Below are 19,209 nucleotides of genomic sequence, written 5' to 3' on the forward strand. Positions count from 1 at the left end.
GTTCTCTTCGATGAGCAAGTCTCTCTACGATCTGGGCGAGGTTCCCCCGCTGGGTGAGGTTCCCCAGCAGATGTACGCCTCCGTGATCCGGCCGGAACGCTACGGCGAGCCGGTCAAGGCGTTCCGCACCGAGACCGTCGACGTGCCCCAGGTCGGGCACGGCCAGGTCCTGGTGTACGTGATGGCGGCCGGGATCAACTACAACAACGTGTGGGCCGCCAGCGGCCGTCCCCTCGACGTCGTGGCCATGCGGCTGAAGTTTGGGATGCCCGAGGACTTCCACATCGGCGGCTCGGAGGGGGCCGGTGTGGTGTGGGCGGTGGGCCCGGGGGTCAAGAACGTGAGGGTCGGCGATCACGTCGTCCTCTCCGGCGGTCAGTGGGACGAGACGTCCGACGACATCCGCCTCAGCGGGGAGCCGCCCTTCTCGGACACGGCCCTCGCCTGGGGATACGAGACCAACTACGGTTCCTTCGCGCAGTTCTGCCTGGTCAACGAGGTCCAGTGCCACCCGAAGCCGAAGCGGCTCTCCTGGGAGGAGGCCGCATGCTTCATGCTCTCGGGACCCACGGCCTACCGCCAGCTCTTTGGCTGGCAGGGCAACACCGTCCACCCCGGCGACCCGGTGCTGATCTGGGGCGGCGCCGGCGGCCTCGGTTCGATGGCGATCCAGCTGGTGCGCATGGTCGGCGGCATGCCCATCGCCGTCGTGTCCAGCGACGACCGTGCCGAGTACTGCATCCGCCTGGGCGCGCGGGGAGTCATCAACCGCAACGAGTTCCAGCACTGGGGCAGGCTGCCCGACGCCGACGACGAGGAGGCCATGGCCCAGTTCCTGCGCGGCGCCCGCGCCTTCGGCAAACGGATCTGGGAGATCCTCGGCGAGCGCAGGGCGCCGAAGATCGTCTTCGAGCACAGCGGTGAGGCGACGCTGCCCACGTCGATGTACCTGTGCGCCAACGGCGGCATGGTGGTGATCTGCGGCGGGACCTCCGGCTACAACGGTGACGTCGACCTGCGCCACCTGTGGATGCGTTCCAAGCGCCTGCAGGGCTCGCACGGCGCCAACACCCGGGAGTTCCGTGAGGTGACACGGCTAGTGGGCGAGGGGGTCCTCGATCCCTGTCTGACCGACTGCGACGACTTCGAGGGCGTCGGCCGACTGCACCAGAAGATGCTCGACAACACGCACAGGGGCAACATGTCCGTCCTCGTCAACGCGCCCCAGCGCGGCATGACGTCCCTGCCCGCCTGACCGGCCGCAGCACATCCCACAGGAGGAGACCTTGCCCCCCACGCCCCAGGCCGACGGGCACTCGTCGATCGCCCCGCAGGAGGCGCCCGCCTCCCGGACCGTCCGTCCGCTGGAGATGGCCAACGGCACCCGGCTGTGGCTCATCACCGGCTACGCCGAGGTGCGCCAGGCACTGGCGGACCCGCGTATCGCCAAGGACTCCTGGCAGATCATGCGGATTCTGCGCGAGCGCCGGATCCAGGTCCACCAGGACATCTTCAGCCAGGCGATGGCCCACCACATGCTCAACACCGACCCGCCCGAGCACCACCGGCTGCGGCAGATGGTGAACAAGAGCTTCACCATGCGCCGCGTACAGCAACTGCGCCCCCGGGTCGAGCAGATCACCGACGAACTGCTCGACGCCGTGCGCGGGCAGGATTCGGTCGACGTCATCGACGCGCTGGCCTTCCCGCTGCCCATCATCGTCATCTGCGAACTGCTGGGCGTTCCCGAACAAGAGCGGAACACCTTCCGCAGGTGGACCAGCGCCTTCCTGCTGGCGGTCGAGCCGGTGGTCCGCCTGGAGGCCAGCACCGCCATGGACGCCTACATCCGGGAGCTGGTGGCCGCCAAACGGGCAGCGCCCGGCGATGACATGATCTCCGTCCTCGCCACCGAGGAGAGCGAGGACCGGCTCACCGACGACGAGATCGTCGCCATGATCGTGCTCCTGCTGGCGGCCGGCCACGAGACGACCGTCAACCTCATCGGCAACGGGATGCTGGCGCTGGTGGCCCATCCCGGCCAGTTCACGGAACTGCGGGCCGACCGGTCCCTGCTGCCCGGCGCCATCGAGGAGTTCCTGCGCTACGACAGCCCGGTCAACCAAGCGACGCTGCGCTTCACCTCGGAGCCGGTGGAGATCGGTGACCGGGTCATTCCGAAGGACGAGTTCGTCATGCTGAACATCGACTCGGCCAATCACGACCCGCAGCGCTATGCGGACCCCGACCGGTTCGATCTGCGCAGGGATGCCCGCGGCCATGTGTCCTTCGGGCACGGCATCCATTTCTGCCTGGGCGCGCCGCTGGCCCGCCTGGAGGCCGAAGTCTTTTTCAGCCGACTGCTGGACACCTTCGACGAGATTGAGCTGGCCACTCCCGTCGAGCAGCTGGAATGGCGCAGCAGCACACTCATGCGAGGTCTCGACGCATTGCCACTGCGAATGAAGTGAACGTTCCGGCGAGTCATTTCTCGTAACTGCGAAGAACGGGGGATTCATGCCTGAGACACGTGGCGTGCACGGAGGGCTGTGTCTGCAGAAGACGGCCACTCCCGAGCGCATACCTGTGACCGCGTTGGACATGCAGCGGACGCCGCAGCGGGCCGTGGCGGAACTGCGCCGGCTGGGGAGTCACCTGGCGCAGAACGGGGAACGTCTGCTGGGCGCCGACGCGGTGCAGGCGCGGCTGACCGCACTGAGCCGGCGGGCCGAGAGGGAATGGCTGACGCTGGGCCCAGGCGGCGTCGGCCTGCGCCAGGGAACGGCGCAGGAGGCATCGCCGCTGGAGGCGTACATCCTTCAGCGAGGCGTGGCTCTGCGCTCCATCTACCAGGAAAGCTTCCGCAACGAGCCGGCGCTGCTCCGCTACGCCCGCGGCCTGGCTTCGATGGGCGGCGAGACCAGGACCGTGCCCGTCGTCCCGACCCCTGTGGTCATCGTGGACAAAGAGGTGGTACTGATCCCGCTCGACCCGAACAACCCGCTCAGCGGCGCGGTGGAGGTGCGCGACTCGAGCACGGTCCGCGTCCTGCACCTGATGTTCGAGCAGCTGTGGATGGCGGCGACCCCTTGGAAGGTGTCGAGTGGGCGGGACGGGGACAGCCGCCGCGGGCGCGACCATGCCCTGCTCCTGCTGTTGTGCGAGGGGCACACCGACGAGTCGATCAGCCGCAGGCTCGGCGTCTCGCTGCGCACCGTGCGCCGCCTGGTGGCCGACCTCATGGAGCGGCTCGGCGCGCGCAGCAGGTTCCAGGCGGGCGTGCAGGCCGCCCGGCGCGGCTGGCTCTGAGCGCCCGTCCAGCCTGAATGGCACGGTGAATTCCGCCGCTGCCGACTCTCCTGGCACGAAGGTGCCATTCCCCTTCTGCGCAGCGGTGAAGCACGCGATGATTACCGGGCCGACATTCGGTGATGAAAATACTTCGAGGAGTGTTATGAGCTCTATTCAGGATCGTCGTGCGGAGATCAAGGAAGTGGTCTGCGACATTCTGGAAATCGATGCGGACGACATCAAGGATTCCGCCCTCTTCAAGGAGGAATACGGGGCGGATTCTCTGCGGTCGATCGAGGTTCTCGCCGCACTCGAGAAGACCTTCAAGGTCGAGATCGACCAGGCGGAACTCGCCCGGATGGTGAATCTCGAAGGGGTATATAGCGTCGTCGAGGACGCGGCCAAGTAGTCGGCCGGCCACTACGGGAGGCAGGAAAACAGCATGGAGGACTCCACGAGCCACCGCGTGGTCATCACCGGTACAGGAGTCGTGTCGAGCATCGGCGTGGGCGCCAGGGACTTCCTGACGGGACTGCGCTCGGGCCGAAGCGCAGTCCGGCCCATCAGCGCCTTCGACACGACGGGTTTCGCTCAGGCGCTGGGATGCGAGGTCATCGGCTTCGACCCCGCCGAGTGGATCCGGGAGACCGACCTGGACACCCTCGGCAGGGCAAGCCAGTTCTCGGTGTCGGCCGCCCGGATGGCCCTGGACGATGCGGGACTGACACCCGACGACCTGGGCCGACGCGACACCCTGGTCACCGTCGGCACCACCGACGGTGAGGCACGTGACCTCGATGCCCTCGTCGAGACGGAACTGCTCGAAGGCCCGGCCGCGATGGAGCCGCACGTCGCCGCCAGGATCCCCGCGGGACGCCTTTCGGCGGCGGTGGCCTATGAGCTCGGGCTGAGCAGGGTCGAGGCGGTCACCCTGCCGACCGCGTGCGCCGCGGGCAACTACGCCATCGCCTACGCCTTCGACGCCATCAGGGCCCGTGACGTCGACATCGCCCTGTGCGGTGGGGCCGACGCCATGTGCCGCAAGACGTTCACCGGCTTCTACCGCATCGGGACGATCGCGCCGGAGCGCTGCCAGCCGTTCGACAAGAACCGCAAGGGCATTCTCACCGGTGAGGGCGCCGGGATGCTCGTCCTGGAGAGCCTTGAGTCCGCGCTCGCCCGCGGCGCACGCATCTACGCCGAGGTCCTCGGTGCAGGTCTCAACTGCGACGCCCACCATCCGGTCGCCCCGGACGAGGACAGCATCGCCGACTGCATGCGGCTCGCCCTGGCCGACGCAGGCGTCGCACCCGGTGACGTGGACTTCATCTCGGCCCACGGCACGGGCACCAAGGCCAACGACGTAACCGAGGCCGCCGCGGTACGGCGCGTCTACGGTGCGGACACCGCCCCGCCCACCATCTCGATGAAGTCGATGCTCGGTCATACCATGGGGGCCGCCAGCGCCCTCGCGTCGATCGGCTGTGTCCTCGCCATCACGGAAGGTTTCATCCCACCCACCATCAACCACGTCGAGACCGACCCCGAGTGCGGACTCGACTGCGTACCCAACAAGGCGGCCGACAGCCGGCCCGGCATCGTGCAGAACAATGGCCTGGCGTTCGGTGGCAACAACGCCGTCGTCGTCTTCGGCTCCTACCCGCAGGAGTGGCGATGACGTGGATCGGAGCACCGGTGGGCATGGTGCTCGCCGGTATGGGAGCAGTCGCCGGCGTGGGCGACGACGTCGACGAGATCTTCGAGGCGCTGTGTGCAGGGCGCAGCGGACGGGCCCCACTGAGGGGATTCGACAGCACACGCTTCCGCGCCGAGCACGCCTACGAGATCGATGACCGCAGGACCAGGAAGGGCATGCCGCTGCGCGCCACCTCCTGGCTGCTGCGCGCCGTCGAGGAAGCCCTCGCCGACGCCGGCCTGAGCGACGACCTGCGGTCCGTTCCGGTTCTCGTCGGCACCGGGCTGCGCGAACTGCGCTCGGTCGAGATGGCCTGGCAGAAGGGCCGGGACGGCGAGGACTTCGACCTCAGCTGGCTGCACTTCGGCACCGCCCTGCGGGAGCGGTTCGGCGCCAGCCGGACCTACACCCTCTCCAACGCCTGCTCCGCCTCGTTGCACACCCTGGCCATGGCACAGGACATGATCGTCGCGGGAGAGGCGGACACCGTCGTCGTCGCCGGCGTCGACACCATCACGGCCAGCATGTTCGGGCTGCTCGACCGGGTCCAGATGACAGTTCCCGACCGGGTGCGCCCCTTCGACCGGGAACGGCGCGGCACCCTCATGGGCGACGGCGCCGCGGCGATCGTCCTGACCCGGGAGGACGGCAGCGGGGGCGCCCAGGCGCGCAGCCGGCTGCGCGGGGTGGCCATGAACTGCGACGCCGGCCACCCCACCGCCCCGGACCCGCGGGGCATCTGCGCGGCCATCCGCTCGGCACACGAACAGGCGGGGGTGAAACCCGGCGACATCGACCTCGTCGTGCTGCACGGCACCGGCACCGTGCTCAACGACGAGGCCGAGGCCACGGCTGTCGGTGAGGTGTTCGGACCGCACGCCTCCCACCCGCTGATGACGGCGCTGAAGGGCATGACCGGGCACACCTCCGGCGGCTCGGGCCTGCTCAGCCTGATCGTGGCCGCGCGGTCGCTGTCGACCGGCCGAGTCCCGCCCACCGTCGGTCTGGAAAACCGCGTCGCGGGCGCCGAGTCGTTCCGCTTCGTCCTTTCGGGGCAGGCACAGCCCGCCGCGTCGCCGCTGCGGCTCGCTCAGATCAACGCGTTCGGATTCGGCGGGGTCAACGCCGTCGCCGTACTGGAAGGGATCGCCTGATGCCCGCACCTACCGCGGCCCTCGTCACCGGCGTGGGGCTCGCCCTGCCCGGCGTGGCCGCGGCGACCGACCTGCTGGACGAGCGCCGCTCCGCCGCCCCGGTCGACCCCGCCGCCCGCCTCGGCCGCCGCGGCCTGCGCTACCAGGACCGCGCTACCCAACTGGCCCTCACCGCTGCGCGCGACGCACTCGCCGACGCCGGACTCCTGCCCCCTGACGCCCAGCGGGCAGACGACGACTCGCTGGCCGTTGACGGTACCCGCGTGGCGGTCGTCGCCAGTTCGAACCTGGGCAACCTCGACACCGTGTGCGAGACGTCCGCGGCCATCGTCGAGACGAGCACCGACGTCATCAGCCCCATGGCGCTGCCCAACGCCTCCAGCAACGTCATCGCCTCAGCGGTGGCCCAGCGGTTCTCCCTGCAGGGCCCCAACCTGATGCTCTGCAACGGACCGACCTCCGGGCTCGACGCCGTGCACTGGGCGGCGGCCCTCATCCGCGCCGGACGCTGCCGGCACGTCCTGGTGGTCGGTGCCGAGCCGGCCAACGACGTCCTGGCGCGGCTCACCGGCACCCCCCGGGACGACCTGCTCGACGGAGCCGTGGCCCTGCTGGTGGAGGACCCGAGGGAGGCCGCCGCCCGCGGGGTGCGGCCGCTCGCGGAACTCGGCGGCTACACCCGCGACGCCGACCTCACGGCGTGCCTGAGAGGAACGGACGGGGAGCAGCCCGGTCCCTGGGGCGTCTGGTTCGCCGAGGACCCCCTCGCCGAGGCGGCCGACGACTCATTGGACGGCGCTCTGCGGAACGTCCCCCGACACGCCCTCGGCGCTGCGCACGGGCGGGCCTCGGGCGCTCTCGGGGTCCTGCAGTGCGCCGCGGCGGTCGGCTGGTTCTCCTCGGGCGGCAGGGCCCCGGCACTGATCACCACCGGCGACCACGACGGTGACGCGGTCGCCACGCTGACGCTGCGTCCGGCGGAGGTGACCCGGCGATGACGAACATCCAGGAGATGCCGGCGACCGCCGTGCTCGCCGAGCCTCCCGTCGCCGTACGGCTGATGCGCGCGGCCACCGGGCCCGACCCGCTGCGGGTCCTGCTGGTCCACGGGCTGTGCAGCAGCGCATCGGTCTGGGATCCGTACATCGCGCTGGCCGACGAGCGCTGTGAACTGTGGGCCGCGGAACTGCCCTGGCGGGGCACGGGAGTCGAGGGCTGGACCGCCCGTGCCGTGGAGGACTGGGTCGAGGACGCGGTGGCCGTGATTCCGGGCCGCCCGAACGTCGTGGTCGCCCACTCCTTCGGCACCAGCGCCGCGCTCAGCTGGCTGGACAGCGCTCACGACGCCCGCGACCTGCGCGCAGTCGTCCTCGTCTCGCCGCTGTACCGGTCCGAAACCAGCAGCTTCGACTGGCCCTCGATCGAGTACTACCTGAACAATTTCGTCCACATCCTCACCGAGGGCATGCATGCCCACTCGGGCCGACAGGTCTCCGACGAGCGCCGGCAGGCCATCGCGTACAAGATCCGCGACTGTATCGGGCCCTACGGCTGGATCCGCTTCTTCGAGACCTACCTGCGCATGCCGCATGTGCGGACCGAACGCCTGCGGATGCCGTTCCTCGTCATCGGTGGCGCCGAGGACCTCGTGGCCTTCCCCTCCGACGCCAGAGCGCTCGGATCGGCTGTGGAGGACGCGTCCGTGCACATCCTGCCGGACAGTTCGCACTTCCCGATGACGTCGGCCCCCGAGACCTTCGCCGACCTGGTCAACGCATTCCTGACAGAACGGAGCACATCCCCGCGATGAGCAAGGAAACCCTGCCCGTACGACTGAAGCGGCTGCTGGGCGAGGACACGACGGTCGTGTTGCGCCCCCGCTACGAGGGCTCCAACATCTGCACCTGGATCGGCTTCAAGCACGTCAACTACCTTGTTGAGGAGGCCGTCCTCGACCATTTCCGCACCGCTGGACTGCCCGCCCGGGAGCTGTTCGAGGAGCACGGTCTCGGACTCGACTTCGTTGAGCAGGATACCCGGATCGGCCATGCACTGCACATGGATGACCTGGTGGAGGCCACGGTCGCCCCGGCCACCAAGGACGACGACAGCGCGCTCCGCTTCCGCGTCACGCTCACCGTCGTACGCGACGGCGAGCGGCTGCGCGCCGCCACGGCCAAGGTGCGGGTGCTCCTGGTGCCCGACGAGTACCTCGACGCCGCCGAACCGGTCACCGACCTGGCCCCCTTCACGGCCCGCACGCCCGAGTCCGAGCCGACCGGCCCGGCGCCCGCACCGGTGGCCAACACCAGCCTCGCCCAGGGCCGCGGCACCACCACCGGCGACCCAGTGCTGGAGCAACTCACCGCAGAAAACAACGCCTTCGGCTGGAAGTGGCGCATCCCCTACCCGTACTGCCACTTCACCGAGCGCATGCAGATGTCCGGTTACCTGCGGCAGATGGAGGAGGTCGTCGACCTCTTTCTCGCCGACCGCGGGATCTCTATCAAGCAGCTGCTGGACGACCGCCGGTGGATCCCCGTCGTACCGCGCTCTTCGGCGCGCATCCTGGACCACGCCCTGATGGAGGAGGACCTGTACACCGTTTACACGGTCGAGGAGGTGTACAAGGAGCACCTCTACACCTCCCGCATGGATTGCTACGTGGTCCGCGACGGGCAGCTCGTCAAGACTGCCACGGGCCGCATCACCCACGGCTACGCCGTGATCGAGAACCGTCGCGACTGGAGCCTGGTGAGCTTCGACGAGCGGGTCCTGAAGGCATTCGACGGCGTGTCGGCAGCGGTCTGACCACCGGCCATGGACGCATACCTGCTCATCGAGTCAGCCGGCCACGCCGGTGCAGGCGGCGACCGGTTCGTGGGCGACGCCTGCCGGCTGGCGCAGCAGGGCGGCGATGTCGCCCTGCTGCTCACCCAGGACGGCGTCCTGGGCGCCGTCTCCGGTTCCCGCTCCCGCCTCGTGGACTACCTGAGTGCCGGGGGCGCCCTGTGGGTGGACGCCTTCTCCCTGCGCCGGCGGGGCGTCGCGGAGGAGGACGTGGAGCCCAGGGCCCGGCTGGTGGACATGGACGACATCGCCGCGCGGCTGCTGCGGCCCGGGCTGCGGGTGGTGTGGCACTGAGATGGCGTGGACCGTTCCGCACAGCGACGTGATGCTCAAGATTCTCGGCGCCCCGCACCAGAACGACCTGGTGACCAGCGCCCTGCGGCTCACGCGGGCGCTGCTGGACGGTGGTGCCCGGGTCCAGGTGTGGACGTGTGGCGACGCCACCCGACTGACCAGCGCGGCCCTGGGCGACGACAAGCCGCTCGACCCGGCGGACCGCCGTGCGCGCCACCCCTCCACGGCGGCGATCATCGGTGACCTGCTCGCGGCCCACCCTGAGCGGTTGCACTGGTACGTGTGCCGGTTCTGCGCCGCCGACCGTGCCGCTCCCGAGCAGATCCCCGGTGTCCGCACACGCCCGCCCAGCAAGTTCTGGGAGCACGTGAGGGCCACGGACAAGGTGCTCGCCATGGGGGTGTGCTGAGCCGTGGCCGACTCCGGCAGCACGCTTCTCATCGTCGAACGGGCTCACCGCGGCGCGGTCGAGGCGCAGTTCTCCGACGAGCTCTACTTCGCTCGTGCCCTGCACCGCATGAGTGGGTCGGTGGATGTCCTGCTCCGCGGTCCCGCCACCGGATACGCGATCGACACCGGGCCCGTGCCCGGACCGCCGAGCGCGCACGGCACCGCCCTGCCGCTGGCGGATCCACGGCACTCGCTGCAGGCCCTGCTCGCCGACGGCGCCTCCGTCTGGGTCGAGGAGGCGGGCCTGACCCTGTTCGGCGCCTCGGCGGCGACGCGCTTGATGCCCGACGTCCGCCTGGTTGCACAGGACGATGAAGGACCCGACTGGTCCACGTACGGCCGGGTCTGGTTCTTCTGAGCCGCCGCCGACCCGTCTTTTGATCTCCACCCTCGAAGGGCAGCCCCGCATGGTCTCCACCCTCACCGCAGCGACGCCTGTCATCTCGGCCTGGGCCGCGATCTCCCCCTGGGGCCTGGACAGCGTCGACTTCACCACCGGTCTGAGCACGGGCAAGAGCACGGCCGTGCGGCTGGACCGCGACGTCTGGGACACGCCGTTCGACGAGGCATGTGTCGTACCGGACTTCGACATCCGCACCGTCCTCGGCCGCAAGGGCACCCGGTCCATGGATCGGGCCACCGCGCTGGCCGTCGCCACCGTCGGCCAGGTGCTCGACGACGGCACCGGGAACCGGCCCTCCGATATCGGCGAGAACACCGGCCTGGTGCTCGGCACTAGCACCGGCAGCGCCCAGAGCATGATGGGCTTCACCCGCGACTCCCTGGTCGGCGAGCGGCCCTACCTGGTCGATCCCGCCCGGTTTCCCAACACCGTGATGAACTGCGCGGCCGGTCAGTCCGCCATCTGGCATCGCCTCAAGGGCCCCAACACCACCATCGCCGGGGGCCGTGCCACCGGGCTCCTCGCGCTGCGCTACGCGCTGCGGCTCCAGCGGGCCGGTCGCGCCGAGACGCTGCTGTGCGGCGCCGTCGAGGAGTTCTCCCCGGCGCGCGCCTGGCTGGACTGGCACGTCCGGGGCCCGGAGGCGGAGACCGGCGTGCTCGGTGAGGGCGCGGCGGTGTGGCTGCTGGAACGAGCCGACGCCGCCCAGGCGGCCGGCAGGCGTCCGCTGTCCGCTCCCCTGGGGCTGGAGTTCGGCTTCACCCGGGACACCGCGCAAGTCAGGCCGGTGCTCGCGGACTGCGTGCGCCGACTGCTCCAGCGGTCGGGAGCCGAGCCGGGCGAGGTCCGCACCGTCGCCGTGTCGGGAGTCGAAGGCGCCCAGGGCGAGGCCGAACGGGCGGCCCTCGCCGATGTCGTCGGAGCGGCGGGCGGTCACGGCCTCACGTGCGCCCCGCTCATCGGCGACACCTACGCCGCGTCCGCGGCCTTCCAGGTCGCCGCGGTCCTCGCGCTCGCCGAGACCGGCACCGAGAGCCTGGCACTGGTGACCTCCGTGGAGGGCAACGGCGTCGTTGGTGCTGCCCTCCTGGCCACTCAGGGCTGACCAACGAGACGCGACGCGTGAATCCCCACGTGTCGCCGGCTCTCTTCGCACCGCACACGAAAGGTACAGCCATGCCCGACACCGCAGGGACGGTACTGGACCGGGAGGACCTCCGGCTCACGGTGGCCCGGATCCTCGACATCGACCCGTCCGAGCTCACCGACGAGGCCCGCCTGCAGGACGTGGGCGGCGATTCGCTGCTCGCTCTGGAGGTGGTCGTCGTACTGGAGAAGAAGTACGGAGTCCGGTTCAGCGAGGAGGAGATCAAGACGTTCACGACCTTCTCGCAGACCCACGACCTGCTCGCGGTGAAGCTCGGGAGCCCGTGATGCCACGCGCCTGCAGCAGCGTCCAGGGGACTGTCGAGGTCAACCACGCGACTGGGCAGCAGTGCGAGATAACACTGGAGGTGGCCCCCAAGGAACCCGTGTTCCGTGGCCACTACCCCGGGCACCCGATCTTCCCCGGCGTCTGCATCGTCGACTTCGTCCAGCGCGGAGCCCTCCTGACGCACCCGGAACCCGGACCTGCGCGGCGGGTCACCGGTGTGGACAGGGTCCGCTTTCTCGACCCGGTGCGCCCCGGCGACCGGCTCACCGGGCAGCTGACCTGGCGCGAGGCCGAGTCCTCCTGGCGCTGCACGGCGGACATCGCCACCGACCGGGGACCGGCGGCTCGGCTGACCCTGCTGTTCGGCGGCGCGGCCACGGACACCGCGACGTCGGCCGAGGCGACGCGGGCGGCGGTGACGGACGCGAGCGTCCCCCTGGCCGTGCCGATCACGCCGGCCGCCGTCAAGCAGCGCATCCCCCACCGCTACCCCATGCTGCTGGTGGACCGCGTCGTCGGCCTCACGCCGGAGCGGGAGCTGACCGCGCTGAAGGCGGTGACCTGCAACGAGCCCTGGTACGCGGCGGTCACCGACGAGGCCGGCGACAGCGCGTACGACTACCCGGCCGCGTTGGTGATCGAGTCGTGGTGCCAGGCCGCCTCCCTGCTGCTGGGCGGCGGGAAGCCCACCGGCCTCGACCTCAGCGGCGCGCTGCTCCTCTTCGGCGGCATGTCGGGGATGCGACTGCCGCGTCCGGTACGTCCGGGAGACGTCATGCGGCACCGGGTCCGACTCAGCAGGTCGTTCGGCGACACCTTCACCTTCGAGGGGGAGAGCACGGTGGACGGCGAACGCGTTCTCGAGGCCGACCAGATCGTCATCGCCGTTCGCGAACCCGACACGGCGCCGCACTTGGCCAGCACCCCGGAACACGTGAGGAGACATCCATGACACAGGACGAGACACGCCCCGTCGCGCTGGTCACCGGCGGATCGCGAGGCATCGGACGGGCGGTGGTCCGCAGGCTTGCCGAGGACCACCGGGTCGCCTTCTGCCACACCCGGTCCGGCGCAGAGGCCGCCGCGCAGCTGGTGAAGGAGGTGGGCGACGCGGGCGGGCACGCCGTCGCCTACCAGGCCGACGTGACCAGTCATGACAAGGTGCACGCTCTGGTGGAGGCCGTGCAGCAGGACCTCGGGCCGGTCGACACCGTGGTCACCTCCGCGGGCATCGTGCGGGACAACCCGCTGGTGCTGATGAGCAACGAGGAGTGGCGGGACGTCATCGACACCAACCTCGGCGGGACCTACCACGTCTGCCGGGCAGTGGTCTTCGAGATGATGAAACGCAAGCGCGGCAACATCATCAACATCGCCTCCGTCGCCGGGGTACACGGCCACGCGAGCCAGACCAACTACTCGGCGTCCAAGGCGGGGATCATCGGCTTCAGCAAGGCTCTCGCCAAAGAGGTCGCCCGGTACGGCATCCGCGTCAACGTGATCGCCCCCGGCTTCATCGAGACCGACATGACCGCGTCCCTCAACGACGCCGCCCGCGACGAGGCGCTGCGCTCGGTCCCCCTCGGCCGCTTCGGCCGCCCCGAAGAGGTCGCCGACATGGTCGCCTACGTGACGACGGCCGGATACGTCACCGGCGCGGTGCTCCACGTCGACGGAGGGATCGTCATCTGACGCCGCCCTCACCGACAGCACGTCACAGTCGTCGTCCGGAAAGAGGAGCACCCCCATGGCAGCACCCCGGCGGGCCGCACGGCCCCGCTGGTACTTCAACCTGCGCAGCCCCTACTCCTGGCTCGCCCACCGCCGACTCACCGAGCACCACCCCGAACTGGCCGCCGACCTCGAGTGGCGTCCGTTCTGGGAACCCGACGCCCGCACCTCCGCCCTGCTCGCCGACGCCGGAGGGACCTTCCCGTACACCGCGATGTCGAAGGCCAAGCACCTCTACATCCTCCAGGACGTGCGCAGGCTCGCTCAGGAAGCCGGTACGCGGCCGGCTTGGCCGGCGGACCGCGACCCGGTCTGGGAGATACCGCACCTGGCCTATCTCGCCGCGGACGACGCCAGCCTCGGGCGGCCCTTCGTAAGCCGCGCCTACCAGCTGCGCTGGGAGGAGGGCCGGAACATCTGCGACCGGGCGGTGATGGGGGAGCTGGCGGTCGAACTCGGGCTGCCCGCTGACCTGCTCGCCGGGGCGTCGGACGACGACGCGCTGCGCGCCCGCGGGGTTCGGGCACTGCTCGACGTCGACCGCGACGACGTGTTCGGCATCCCCTTCTTCATCCACGGCCGGGAGAAGTTCTGGGGCGTGGACCGGCTCGACGCCTTCGTCCGCAGCATCGCCGGTTCCGCGGAACCGGCACCGAAGCCACCGCTCGCCGCTCTCGGCGCGGGAGGTGACCAGGGCCATGCGGGCGGCTGCGGCTGAACGACACCACGCGTTCCCATCGGCGCTACTGTTCGGCCCCCGGCACCCCTCCCCTCCCCTCCCCTCCCCTCCCAGAAGACGCGAGAGCACATCATGACGCAGCCAAAACCGAACTGCGCGCTTGCCGTGCAGCAGCGGGCACGGAACGAGGCCGGCCGGACAGCGATCGTCTACGAGGACACCGCCATCAGCTACGGCGAGTTGGCCGCCGGTGTCCGGGAGACGGCCGCGCTGCTGAGGAGCGGCGGGCTGCGAACCGGCGACCGGATCGCCTGGCTCGGGCGCAACAGCGCCTCGCTGCTGCGGACCGCACTGGCGGCGCTGCACCTCGGAGCCGTCTTCGTTCCCCTGAACTGGCGCCTCGCCGGTCCCGAGCTGCTGGCACTGATCGAGGACTCCGGCGCCCACACGCTGCTGGCCGAGGGCGAGTTCCGGGTCACCGTCGACGACATCGCCACCGGTCTCCCGGTACGGCGCTACCTGCTCGTGGACACCGACCAGCACGCCCCGGTCGCCGGGGAAGCCCCGGCGCCCTGGACACGGTTGTCCGCGGCACGGACTTCCGCGCCGCCGCCGGACCCCGCGGCGACCGGTTTCGACGATCCCGCACTCCTGGTCTACACCTCCGGTTCCACCGGCCGCGCCAAGGGCGTGGTCATCACCCACGGCAACCTCTTCTGGCACGACATCGCCACCACTGCCGTCATGGACTCCCGGCTGAGTGACACCGCACTGGTGGTCGCGCCGATGTTCCACATCGCAGGCCTCAGCGGTTTCACGGTCGGCACCCTCGCCCAGGGCGGCACGGTCGTCGTACGGCGCACCTTCGACGCGGAGCGCGCACTCGCCGACCTGGTGGCGCATCGGGTGGCCAACCTCATCGCGGTTCCCGCGGTCTACAGCGCTCTCGCCCAGGTGCCCGGGTTCGACCAGGCCGACCTGGGGGCCTTGCGCACCGCTGTCATCGGGGGCGCCCCCGTGCCGCCCGCGCTGGTGAAGGAGTACACCGCCCGCGGCGTTCCGCTGCGGCAGGCCTGGGGGCTGACCGAGACGGCCCCACTCGCCGCCATCCTGCCGCTCTCCCTGGTCGGTTCCCACCCCGGTGCCGCCGGACACGCGCTGCCCCACGCCGAGGTACGGCTCACCGATCCGGCGACCCGGGCCGTGATCACCGAGGCCGAGGTGGCCGGGGAGATCGAGGTGCGCGGGCCGCAGGTGTTCCGCGAGTACTGGAACGACCCCGAGGCCACCCGGCAGGCCAAGGACGACGCCGGGTGGTTCCGCTCCGGGGACATCGGCCGGTTCGACGAGCAGGGACTGTTGTACGTCGTGGACCGGCTGAAGGACGTGATCATCAGCGGGGGCGAGAACATCTACCCCGCCGAGGTGGAACGGCTCCTCGCGGAGTATCCGGCAGTACGAGAAGCGGCCGTCGTGGGCATGCCGCATGCGCGCTGGGGCGAGACCCCCGTCGCCGTCGTCTGCCGGGACGGCGGCGGTGATCTCACCGTGGCGAACGTCAGGGCCTTCGCCGACGGCCGGCTGGCCCGTTACAAGATCCCCACCGCCGTCGTCCACCGCGCGCAACTGCCCCGCACCGGCAGCGGCAAGGTGGACAAGGCCGCCCTGCGGTGGTGGCTGCGGGAGCAGGGATGGGGGTGGTGACGTCCGAGGCGGGCTGAGCCCGGGCCGCGCCTTCAACGCCCCGCAAAGCACCCGACCTGGCCCGGCGGACACGGCGATCGCCGTGCGACGGCTGTGCAGCTCCGCTCTGAGCTTTCCCGCAAGCCTCTGATCTTGCTACCTCGCGCGGATGCTCACCGACCCCGCCGCGGGGACTGTAAATCGTTTGGCTCTGTTCAGTAGTCGGGGGTGACGGCAGGTGACGGCCGTTGTTGACGTCATATGCAAGATGTCAACTCCCTTGTGGCAACGGTGTTTTCAGGGCTCTCGGCGCTGTTCATCGATGATGTGGCGGACGACGGCGAGCTGATCCGGCTCTTGGCCCGGACCCGGGATGTTCCCTGTCCCTGCCCGATATGCGGGATCCCGACGGGGAAGGTGCACGGGTACCACGGCCGGACAGTTGCGGACGTGCCGGTGGATGGGCGCCGGGTCATGGTCAACGTCCAGGTGCGGCGTCTGGTCTGCCCAGTCCTGGGCTGTCGGCGGCAGACCTTCCGCGAGCAAGTCCCCGGGCTGATCGAGCGCCTCCTGCGCCGCACCACGCGTCTGAGCAGCGAGGTCTCGGCGGTAGTCCAGGAGTTATGCGGCCGGGCGGCCGCCCGGCCCACCCGGTCGCTGGCCGTACCCGTATCGTTCGCCACCGCCTTGCGGGTGCTACGGCGCATCCCCGTACCGCCGGTGCGGATCCCGCGGGTGGTCGGGGTCGACGACTTCGCCCTGCGCCGCCGCCACCGCTATGCCACGATCATCATCGACGCCGAGGCCGGGGAACGCGTCGACGTTTTACCCGACCGCGAGGCTGCCACCCTGGAGGCATGGCTGCGTGGGAAGAAGGAGATCGAGGTCGTGTCCCGAGACGGCGCGACGGTTCTCGCCCTGGTGTCGATCCTGCAGTTCGCCGAGGGCCTGTCCGACCGCCAGGCTGCCCTTGCTGCCAGGGCACGTATCGACTGGAAGTACGCCCTCGGCCTGGAGCTCGAAGACCCGGGGTTCGACCATTCAGTGCTGAGCGAGTTCCGAGATCGACTGGTCGAGGGCAGTGCGGAGACCCGCGTCACGGACGCCGTGCTAGCTGCCGCCTCGGAAGCAGGTCTGCTGAAAGCTCGGGGCCGACAACGCACCGACAGCACGCACGTGCTGTCGGCGGTCCGCGGATTGAACCGACTGGAGCTGGTGGGCGAGACGTTGAGGGCGGCCCTGAACGTGCTGGCCGCGGCGGCGCCGCAGTGGCTTGCCGAGCTGGCCGACGACGAGTGGTTCAAGCGGTACTCCTACCGGGTGGAGGACTACCGGCTTCCGCAGGCAAGGACCGAGCGCATCGAGAGGGGCAACGAGCTCGGGAACGACGGCATGCGCCTGCTGCAGGCCGTTTTCCACCCGATCGCACCGGATGGCTCCGCCAGGTCCCCGCAGTGGAAATGCAACGTCGAACCTGGGTCCAGGAGTTCCAGATCGAGGACGAGACGGTCCGCTGGCGCCACCCGAAGAACATTCCGCGTGCTGGTCAGCGCTGGGTCTCGCCCTACGACAGCGGCGCCCGCGTCGGATCCAAGCGGGACACCGACTGGCAAGGCTGGAAGGTCCACATCACCGAGACGGGCGAGCCTGACCAACCCAACCTGATCACGCACGTGCTCACCACGACCGCACCCGTCCATGACGTACAGGTCACCGACACTATCCATGCCGGCCTGGCCGAGCAGAACCTGTTGCCGGCTGAACACTTCGTCGACTCCGGCTACACCGAGGCCCGTGTCCTTGTCTCGGCCCAGCGCGACTACGGCATCGAGATCGTCGGACCGGTTCAGGGCACTGCGGCCTGGCAGGCCAAGGACGAAGCCGGGTTAACGCAAGAGAGCTTCACCATCGCCTGGGAGGCCCAGGAAGTGAGCTGTCCCAACGGCAAGCGCAGCAGGGGGTGGTCTGACAGCACCAGCCAGACCGGAGCCGCCGTCATCCGGGTCTGGTTCTCCATCAAGGACTGCGGACCCTGCCCCGTCCGCTCCCAGTGCACACACGGCACCGGAAGAATCGGCAGACGCCTGACCTTTAGAAACCGCGAGGAACTCGAAGCGCTCCGCAAGGCACGCGAGGATCAGAAGACATACCAGTGGCGGCGGCGCTACCAGCGCCGCGCGGGCATCGAGAGCACGATCTCGCAGGGCGTCCGGCAGATGGGGCTACGACGTTCTCGCTACCACGGCGCCGCCAAGACGCACCTGCAGCATCAGTTCACGGCGGCAGCCCTCAACCTCTCGCGCATCGACGCTTGGATCACCGAGACACCGCGAGGCAGCAGCCGCACTTCCCACTTCCGCCGTCTGCGACCGGCGCCGGACCCCTTGACTCGCAGGGCCGCGATCTCGGCCTCCAGTTCCTGCCTCGTGGCCTCGCTCACCGGGACGTCCTTCGTGTCCGTGCTCGTGGCGCCGCTTTGACCGCGGCGGGCCCGCTCGGCCCGCACCCAGTTGCGCAGCGTCTCCCGGCTGATCCCCAGATCCTTGCCGATGCCCTCGAAGGTGTGGCTCGGGTCCGACAGGTACAGCGCGACAGCGTCCGCCCTGACCTCGGGCGAGTAGACCTTCATCAGCGTCCCGGTCGGTCGTGGATGCCGGCGTGACCAATACGTCCAGCACGAATCCGAGGGTGTCGGTGAGCAGGTGCCGCGTCCGGGGCAGGGAGAGCTTCCGGCAGGCAGCCGCGGTGAGTGGCGGCGATTTCCTGAACGCGCCGGGACAGTCCCTGCCACAGCTCCCGGTAGTTCCTCTATCTGGCCACCGTCATCGACCTCGCTTCACGCCGCCTGGCCGGCTGGGCTCTGGCCGATCACATGCGCGTCGGCCTCGTCATCATCGAGGCGCAGCACATCTTCTTCACCGCGACGGCGCCGTTGGACGGCGGCGGTACCGTCAACCTTTCGCCCAAATCCGACCTGGCGTTCGGCGACATCGACAACATCGCCTGACACAGGCCCGTCAGCCAGGTAGGACCGGCATCACGCCGCAACCGGACCGATCACAAGAACGACGGGACCCTGCCGTCGTGGCCTGGACGACCCGGGACGGCCGCGACTGCACGTACCCCTCCAACTTCGGCCGCGGCAAAGTTCTCCACGGCTACGGCATCGGCAACTCCGTCACGGTCCTTTACGACGCGAAGAACCCCCGCCGCTTCGAGATCCGAGGCTGGGACAACCCGTCGATCTACCTGGTATTCACCGTCTTGGGAGCGGCGCTCACAGCCGGCACCCTGTCAGTTCTCCTGGTCTTGCTGAGCACTGCCTGATCACCTGCGTCTTCCGCAGGAACACGGAGATCCGGATCCGGGTGTCCTGTGACACCGAAGGTGGATTGTTTGCCACCGAAGTTGGACCGGTCAGGCGGTGGGCAGCCGTGACGCGCTAGTTGGAACCTGGTCACGAGAGTTGGAACCAGTGCGACCGGCGCCGACTAGGCTCACCTCCATGTCCGAGCCAGCCCCTGACCCTCGCATGCAGTCCTT

21 protein-coding genes and 2 pseudogenes are annotated in these 19,209 nt (G+C 69.8%); 22 read left to right on the plus strand and 1 reads right to left on the minus strand.

The genetic code is table 11. The annotated features are described in order from the left end of the window. Positions 1–10 precede the first annotated feature (10 nt). From ccrA to AC07C1_RS39420, 20 genes and pseudogenes are all read left to right on the plus strand, one after another. Entirely contained in the window at positions 11–1,255 is a 1,245-nt protein-coding gene (ccrA, locus tag AC07C1_RS39325) for a crotonyl-CoA carboxylase/reductase (protein WP_478946925.1), read from the plus strand. A 31-nt stretch (positions 1,256–1,286) separates the two neighbouring features. After that, the gene (locus AC07C1_RS39330; protein WP_478946926.1) at positions 1,287–2,471 is read left to right on the plus strand and encodes a cytochrome P450 family protein; all 1,185 of its coding nucleotides are present in this window, start codon (positions 1,287–1,289) and stop codon (positions 2,469–2,471) included. A gap of 46 nt (positions 2,472–2,517) precedes the next feature. After that, complete coding sequence (locus AC07C1_RS39335; RefSeq protein WP_478946927.1) at positions 2,518–3,309, plus strand: helix-turn-helix transcriptional regulator; 792 nt, start codon at positions 2,518–2,520, stop codon at positions 3,307–3,309. A 145-nt stretch (positions 3,310–3,454) separates the two neighbouring features. Then, the gene (locus AC07C1_RS39340; RefSeq protein WP_478946928.1) at positions 3,455–3,700 is read left to right on the plus strand and encodes an acyl carrier protein; all 246 of its coding nucleotides are present in this window, start codon (positions 3,455–3,457) and stop codon (positions 3,698–3,700) included. Positions 3,701–3,733: 33 nt separating this feature from the next. Then, a complete protein-coding gene (locus tag AC07C1_RS39345) occupies positions 3,734–4,969 on the plus strand; it encodes a beta-ketoacyl-[acyl-carrier-protein] synthase family protein (RefSeq protein WP_478946929.1) in 1,236 nt (411 codons plus the stop codon). Next, positions 4,966–6,141, plus strand: coding sequence for a beta-ketoacyl synthase N-terminal-like domain-containing protein (locus AC07C1_RS39350; RefSeq protein WP_478946930.1), 1,176 nt, complete (start codon positions 4,966–4,968; stop codon positions 6,139–6,141). The genes AC07C1_RS39345 and AC07C1_RS39350 overlap by 4 nt, the downstream gene beginning before the upstream one ends. Next, positions 6,141–7,139, plus strand: a complete 999-nt coding sequence (locus AC07C1_RS39355; protein ID WP_478946931.1) for a beta-ketoacyl synthase N-terminal-like domain-containing protein — start codon at positions 6,141–6,143, stop codon at positions 7,137–7,139. The genes AC07C1_RS39350 and AC07C1_RS39355 overlap by 1 nt, the downstream gene beginning before the upstream one ends. After that, complete coding sequence (locus tag AC07C1_RS39360; protein ID WP_478946932.1) at positions 7,136–7,951, plus strand: alpha/beta fold hydrolase; 816 nt, start codon at positions 7,136–7,138, stop codon at positions 7,949–7,951. Before AC07C1_RS39355 ends, AC07C1_RS39360 begins: the two co-directional genes overlap by 4 nt. Continuing rightward, on the plus strand, positions 7,948–8,952 hold the full coding sequence (locus AC07C1_RS39365) for a hypothetical protein (protein WP_478946933.1): 1,005 nt from the start codon (positions 7,948–7,950) through the stop codon (positions 8,950–8,952). The genes AC07C1_RS39360 and AC07C1_RS39365 overlap by 4 nt, the downstream gene beginning before the upstream one ends. Before the next feature lie 9 nt (positions 8,953–8,961). Next, on the plus strand, positions 8,962–9,285 hold the full coding sequence (locus AC07C1_RS39370; RefSeq protein WP_478946934.1) for a hypothetical protein: 324 nt from the start codon (positions 8,962–8,964) through the stop codon (positions 9,283–9,285). 1 nt (position 9,286) lies between these two features. Continuing rightward, complete coding sequence (locus AC07C1_RS39375; protein WP_478946935.1) at positions 9,287–9,694, plus strand: hypothetical protein; 408 nt, start codon at positions 9,287–9,289, stop codon at positions 9,692–9,694. Between the two features lie 3 nt (positions 9,695–9,697). After that, positions 9,698–10,093: a hypothetical protein gene (locus tag AC07C1_RS39380; RefSeq protein ID WP_478946936.1), complete on the plus strand. Its 396-nt coding sequence runs from the start codon at positions 9,698–9,700 to the stop codon at positions 10,091–10,093. Between the two features lie 49 nt (positions 10,094–10,142). Continuing rightward, the gene (locus AC07C1_RS39385; protein ID WP_478946937.1) at positions 10,143–11,243 is read left to right on the plus strand and encodes a beta-ketoacyl synthase N-terminal-like domain-containing protein; all 1,101 of its coding nucleotides are present in this window, start codon (positions 10,143–10,145) and stop codon (positions 11,241–11,243) included. Positions 11,244–11,314: 71 nt separating this feature from the next. Next, positions 11,315–11,572, plus strand: coding sequence for an acyl carrier protein (locus tag AC07C1_RS39390; RefSeq protein ID WP_478946938.1), 258 nt, complete (start codon positions 11,315–11,317; stop codon positions 11,570–11,572). Beyond that, positions 11,572–12,525, plus strand: a complete 954-nt coding sequence (locus tag AC07C1_RS39395) for a 3-hydroxyacyl-ACP dehydratase FabZ family protein (RefSeq protein WP_478946939.1) — start codon at positions 11,572–11,574, stop codon at positions 12,523–12,525. The genes AC07C1_RS39390 and AC07C1_RS39395 overlap by 1 nt, the downstream gene beginning before the upstream one ends. After that, the gene (gene fabG, locus AC07C1_RS39400; protein WP_478946940.1) at positions 12,522–13,265 is read left to right on the plus strand and encodes a 3-oxoacyl-ACP reductase FabG; all 744 of its coding nucleotides are present in this window, start codon (positions 12,522–12,524) and stop codon (positions 13,263–13,265) included. The genes AC07C1_RS39395 and fabG overlap by 4 nt, the downstream gene beginning before the upstream one ends. Positions 13,266–13,320: 55 nt before the next feature. Continuing rightward, positions 13,321–14,022, plus strand: a complete 702-nt coding sequence (locus tag AC07C1_RS39405) for a DsbA family protein (RefSeq protein WP_478946941.1) — start codon at positions 13,321–13,323, stop codon at positions 14,020–14,022. 93 nt (positions 14,023–14,115) lie between these two features. Beyond that, on the plus strand, positions 14,116–15,687 hold the full coding sequence (locus AC07C1_RS39410) for an AMP-binding protein (protein WP_478946942.1): 1,572 nt from the start codon (positions 14,116–14,118) through the stop codon (positions 15,685–15,687). 240 nt (positions 15,688–15,927) lie between these two features. Beyond that, a pseudogene (locus AC07C1_RS39415) lies at positions 15,928–16,674 on the plus strand (transposase family protein); the annotation flags it as partial. Between the two features lie 452 nt (positions 16,675–17,126). Further along, a pseudogene (locus AC07C1_RS39420) lies at positions 17,127–17,912 on the plus strand (transposase); the annotation flags it as partial. 23 nt (positions 17,913–17,935) lie between these two features. Here the strand turns inward: AC07C1_RS39420 and AC07C1_RS39425 are convergent. Then, complete coding sequence (locus AC07C1_RS39425; protein ID WP_478946943.1) at positions 17,936–18,295, minus strand: transposase; 360 nt, start codon at positions 18,293–18,295, stop codon at positions 17,936–17,938. Positions 18,296–18,538: 243 nt separating this feature from the next. On the opposite strand from AC07C1_RS39425, the gene AC07C1_RS39430 reads away from it, so the two are divergent. Both AC07C1_RS39430 and AC07C1_RS39435 read left to right on the plus strand, forming a co-directional pair. Further along, positions 18,539–18,673, plus strand: a complete 135-nt coding sequence (locus AC07C1_RS39430; protein ID WP_478946944.1) for a hypothetical protein — start codon at positions 18,539–18,541, stop codon at positions 18,671–18,673. A 77-nt stretch (positions 18,674–18,750) separates the two neighbouring features. Further along, positions 18,751–18,993, plus strand: coding sequence for a DUF3592 domain-containing protein (locus AC07C1_RS39435; RefSeq protein ID WP_478946945.1), 243 nt, complete (start codon positions 18,751–18,753; stop codon positions 18,991–18,993). The last annotated feature ends 216 nt before the right edge of the window (positions 18,994–19,209 follow it).

It is taken from the genome of Streptomyces sp. NPDC045022 (genome assembly GCF_056432605.1).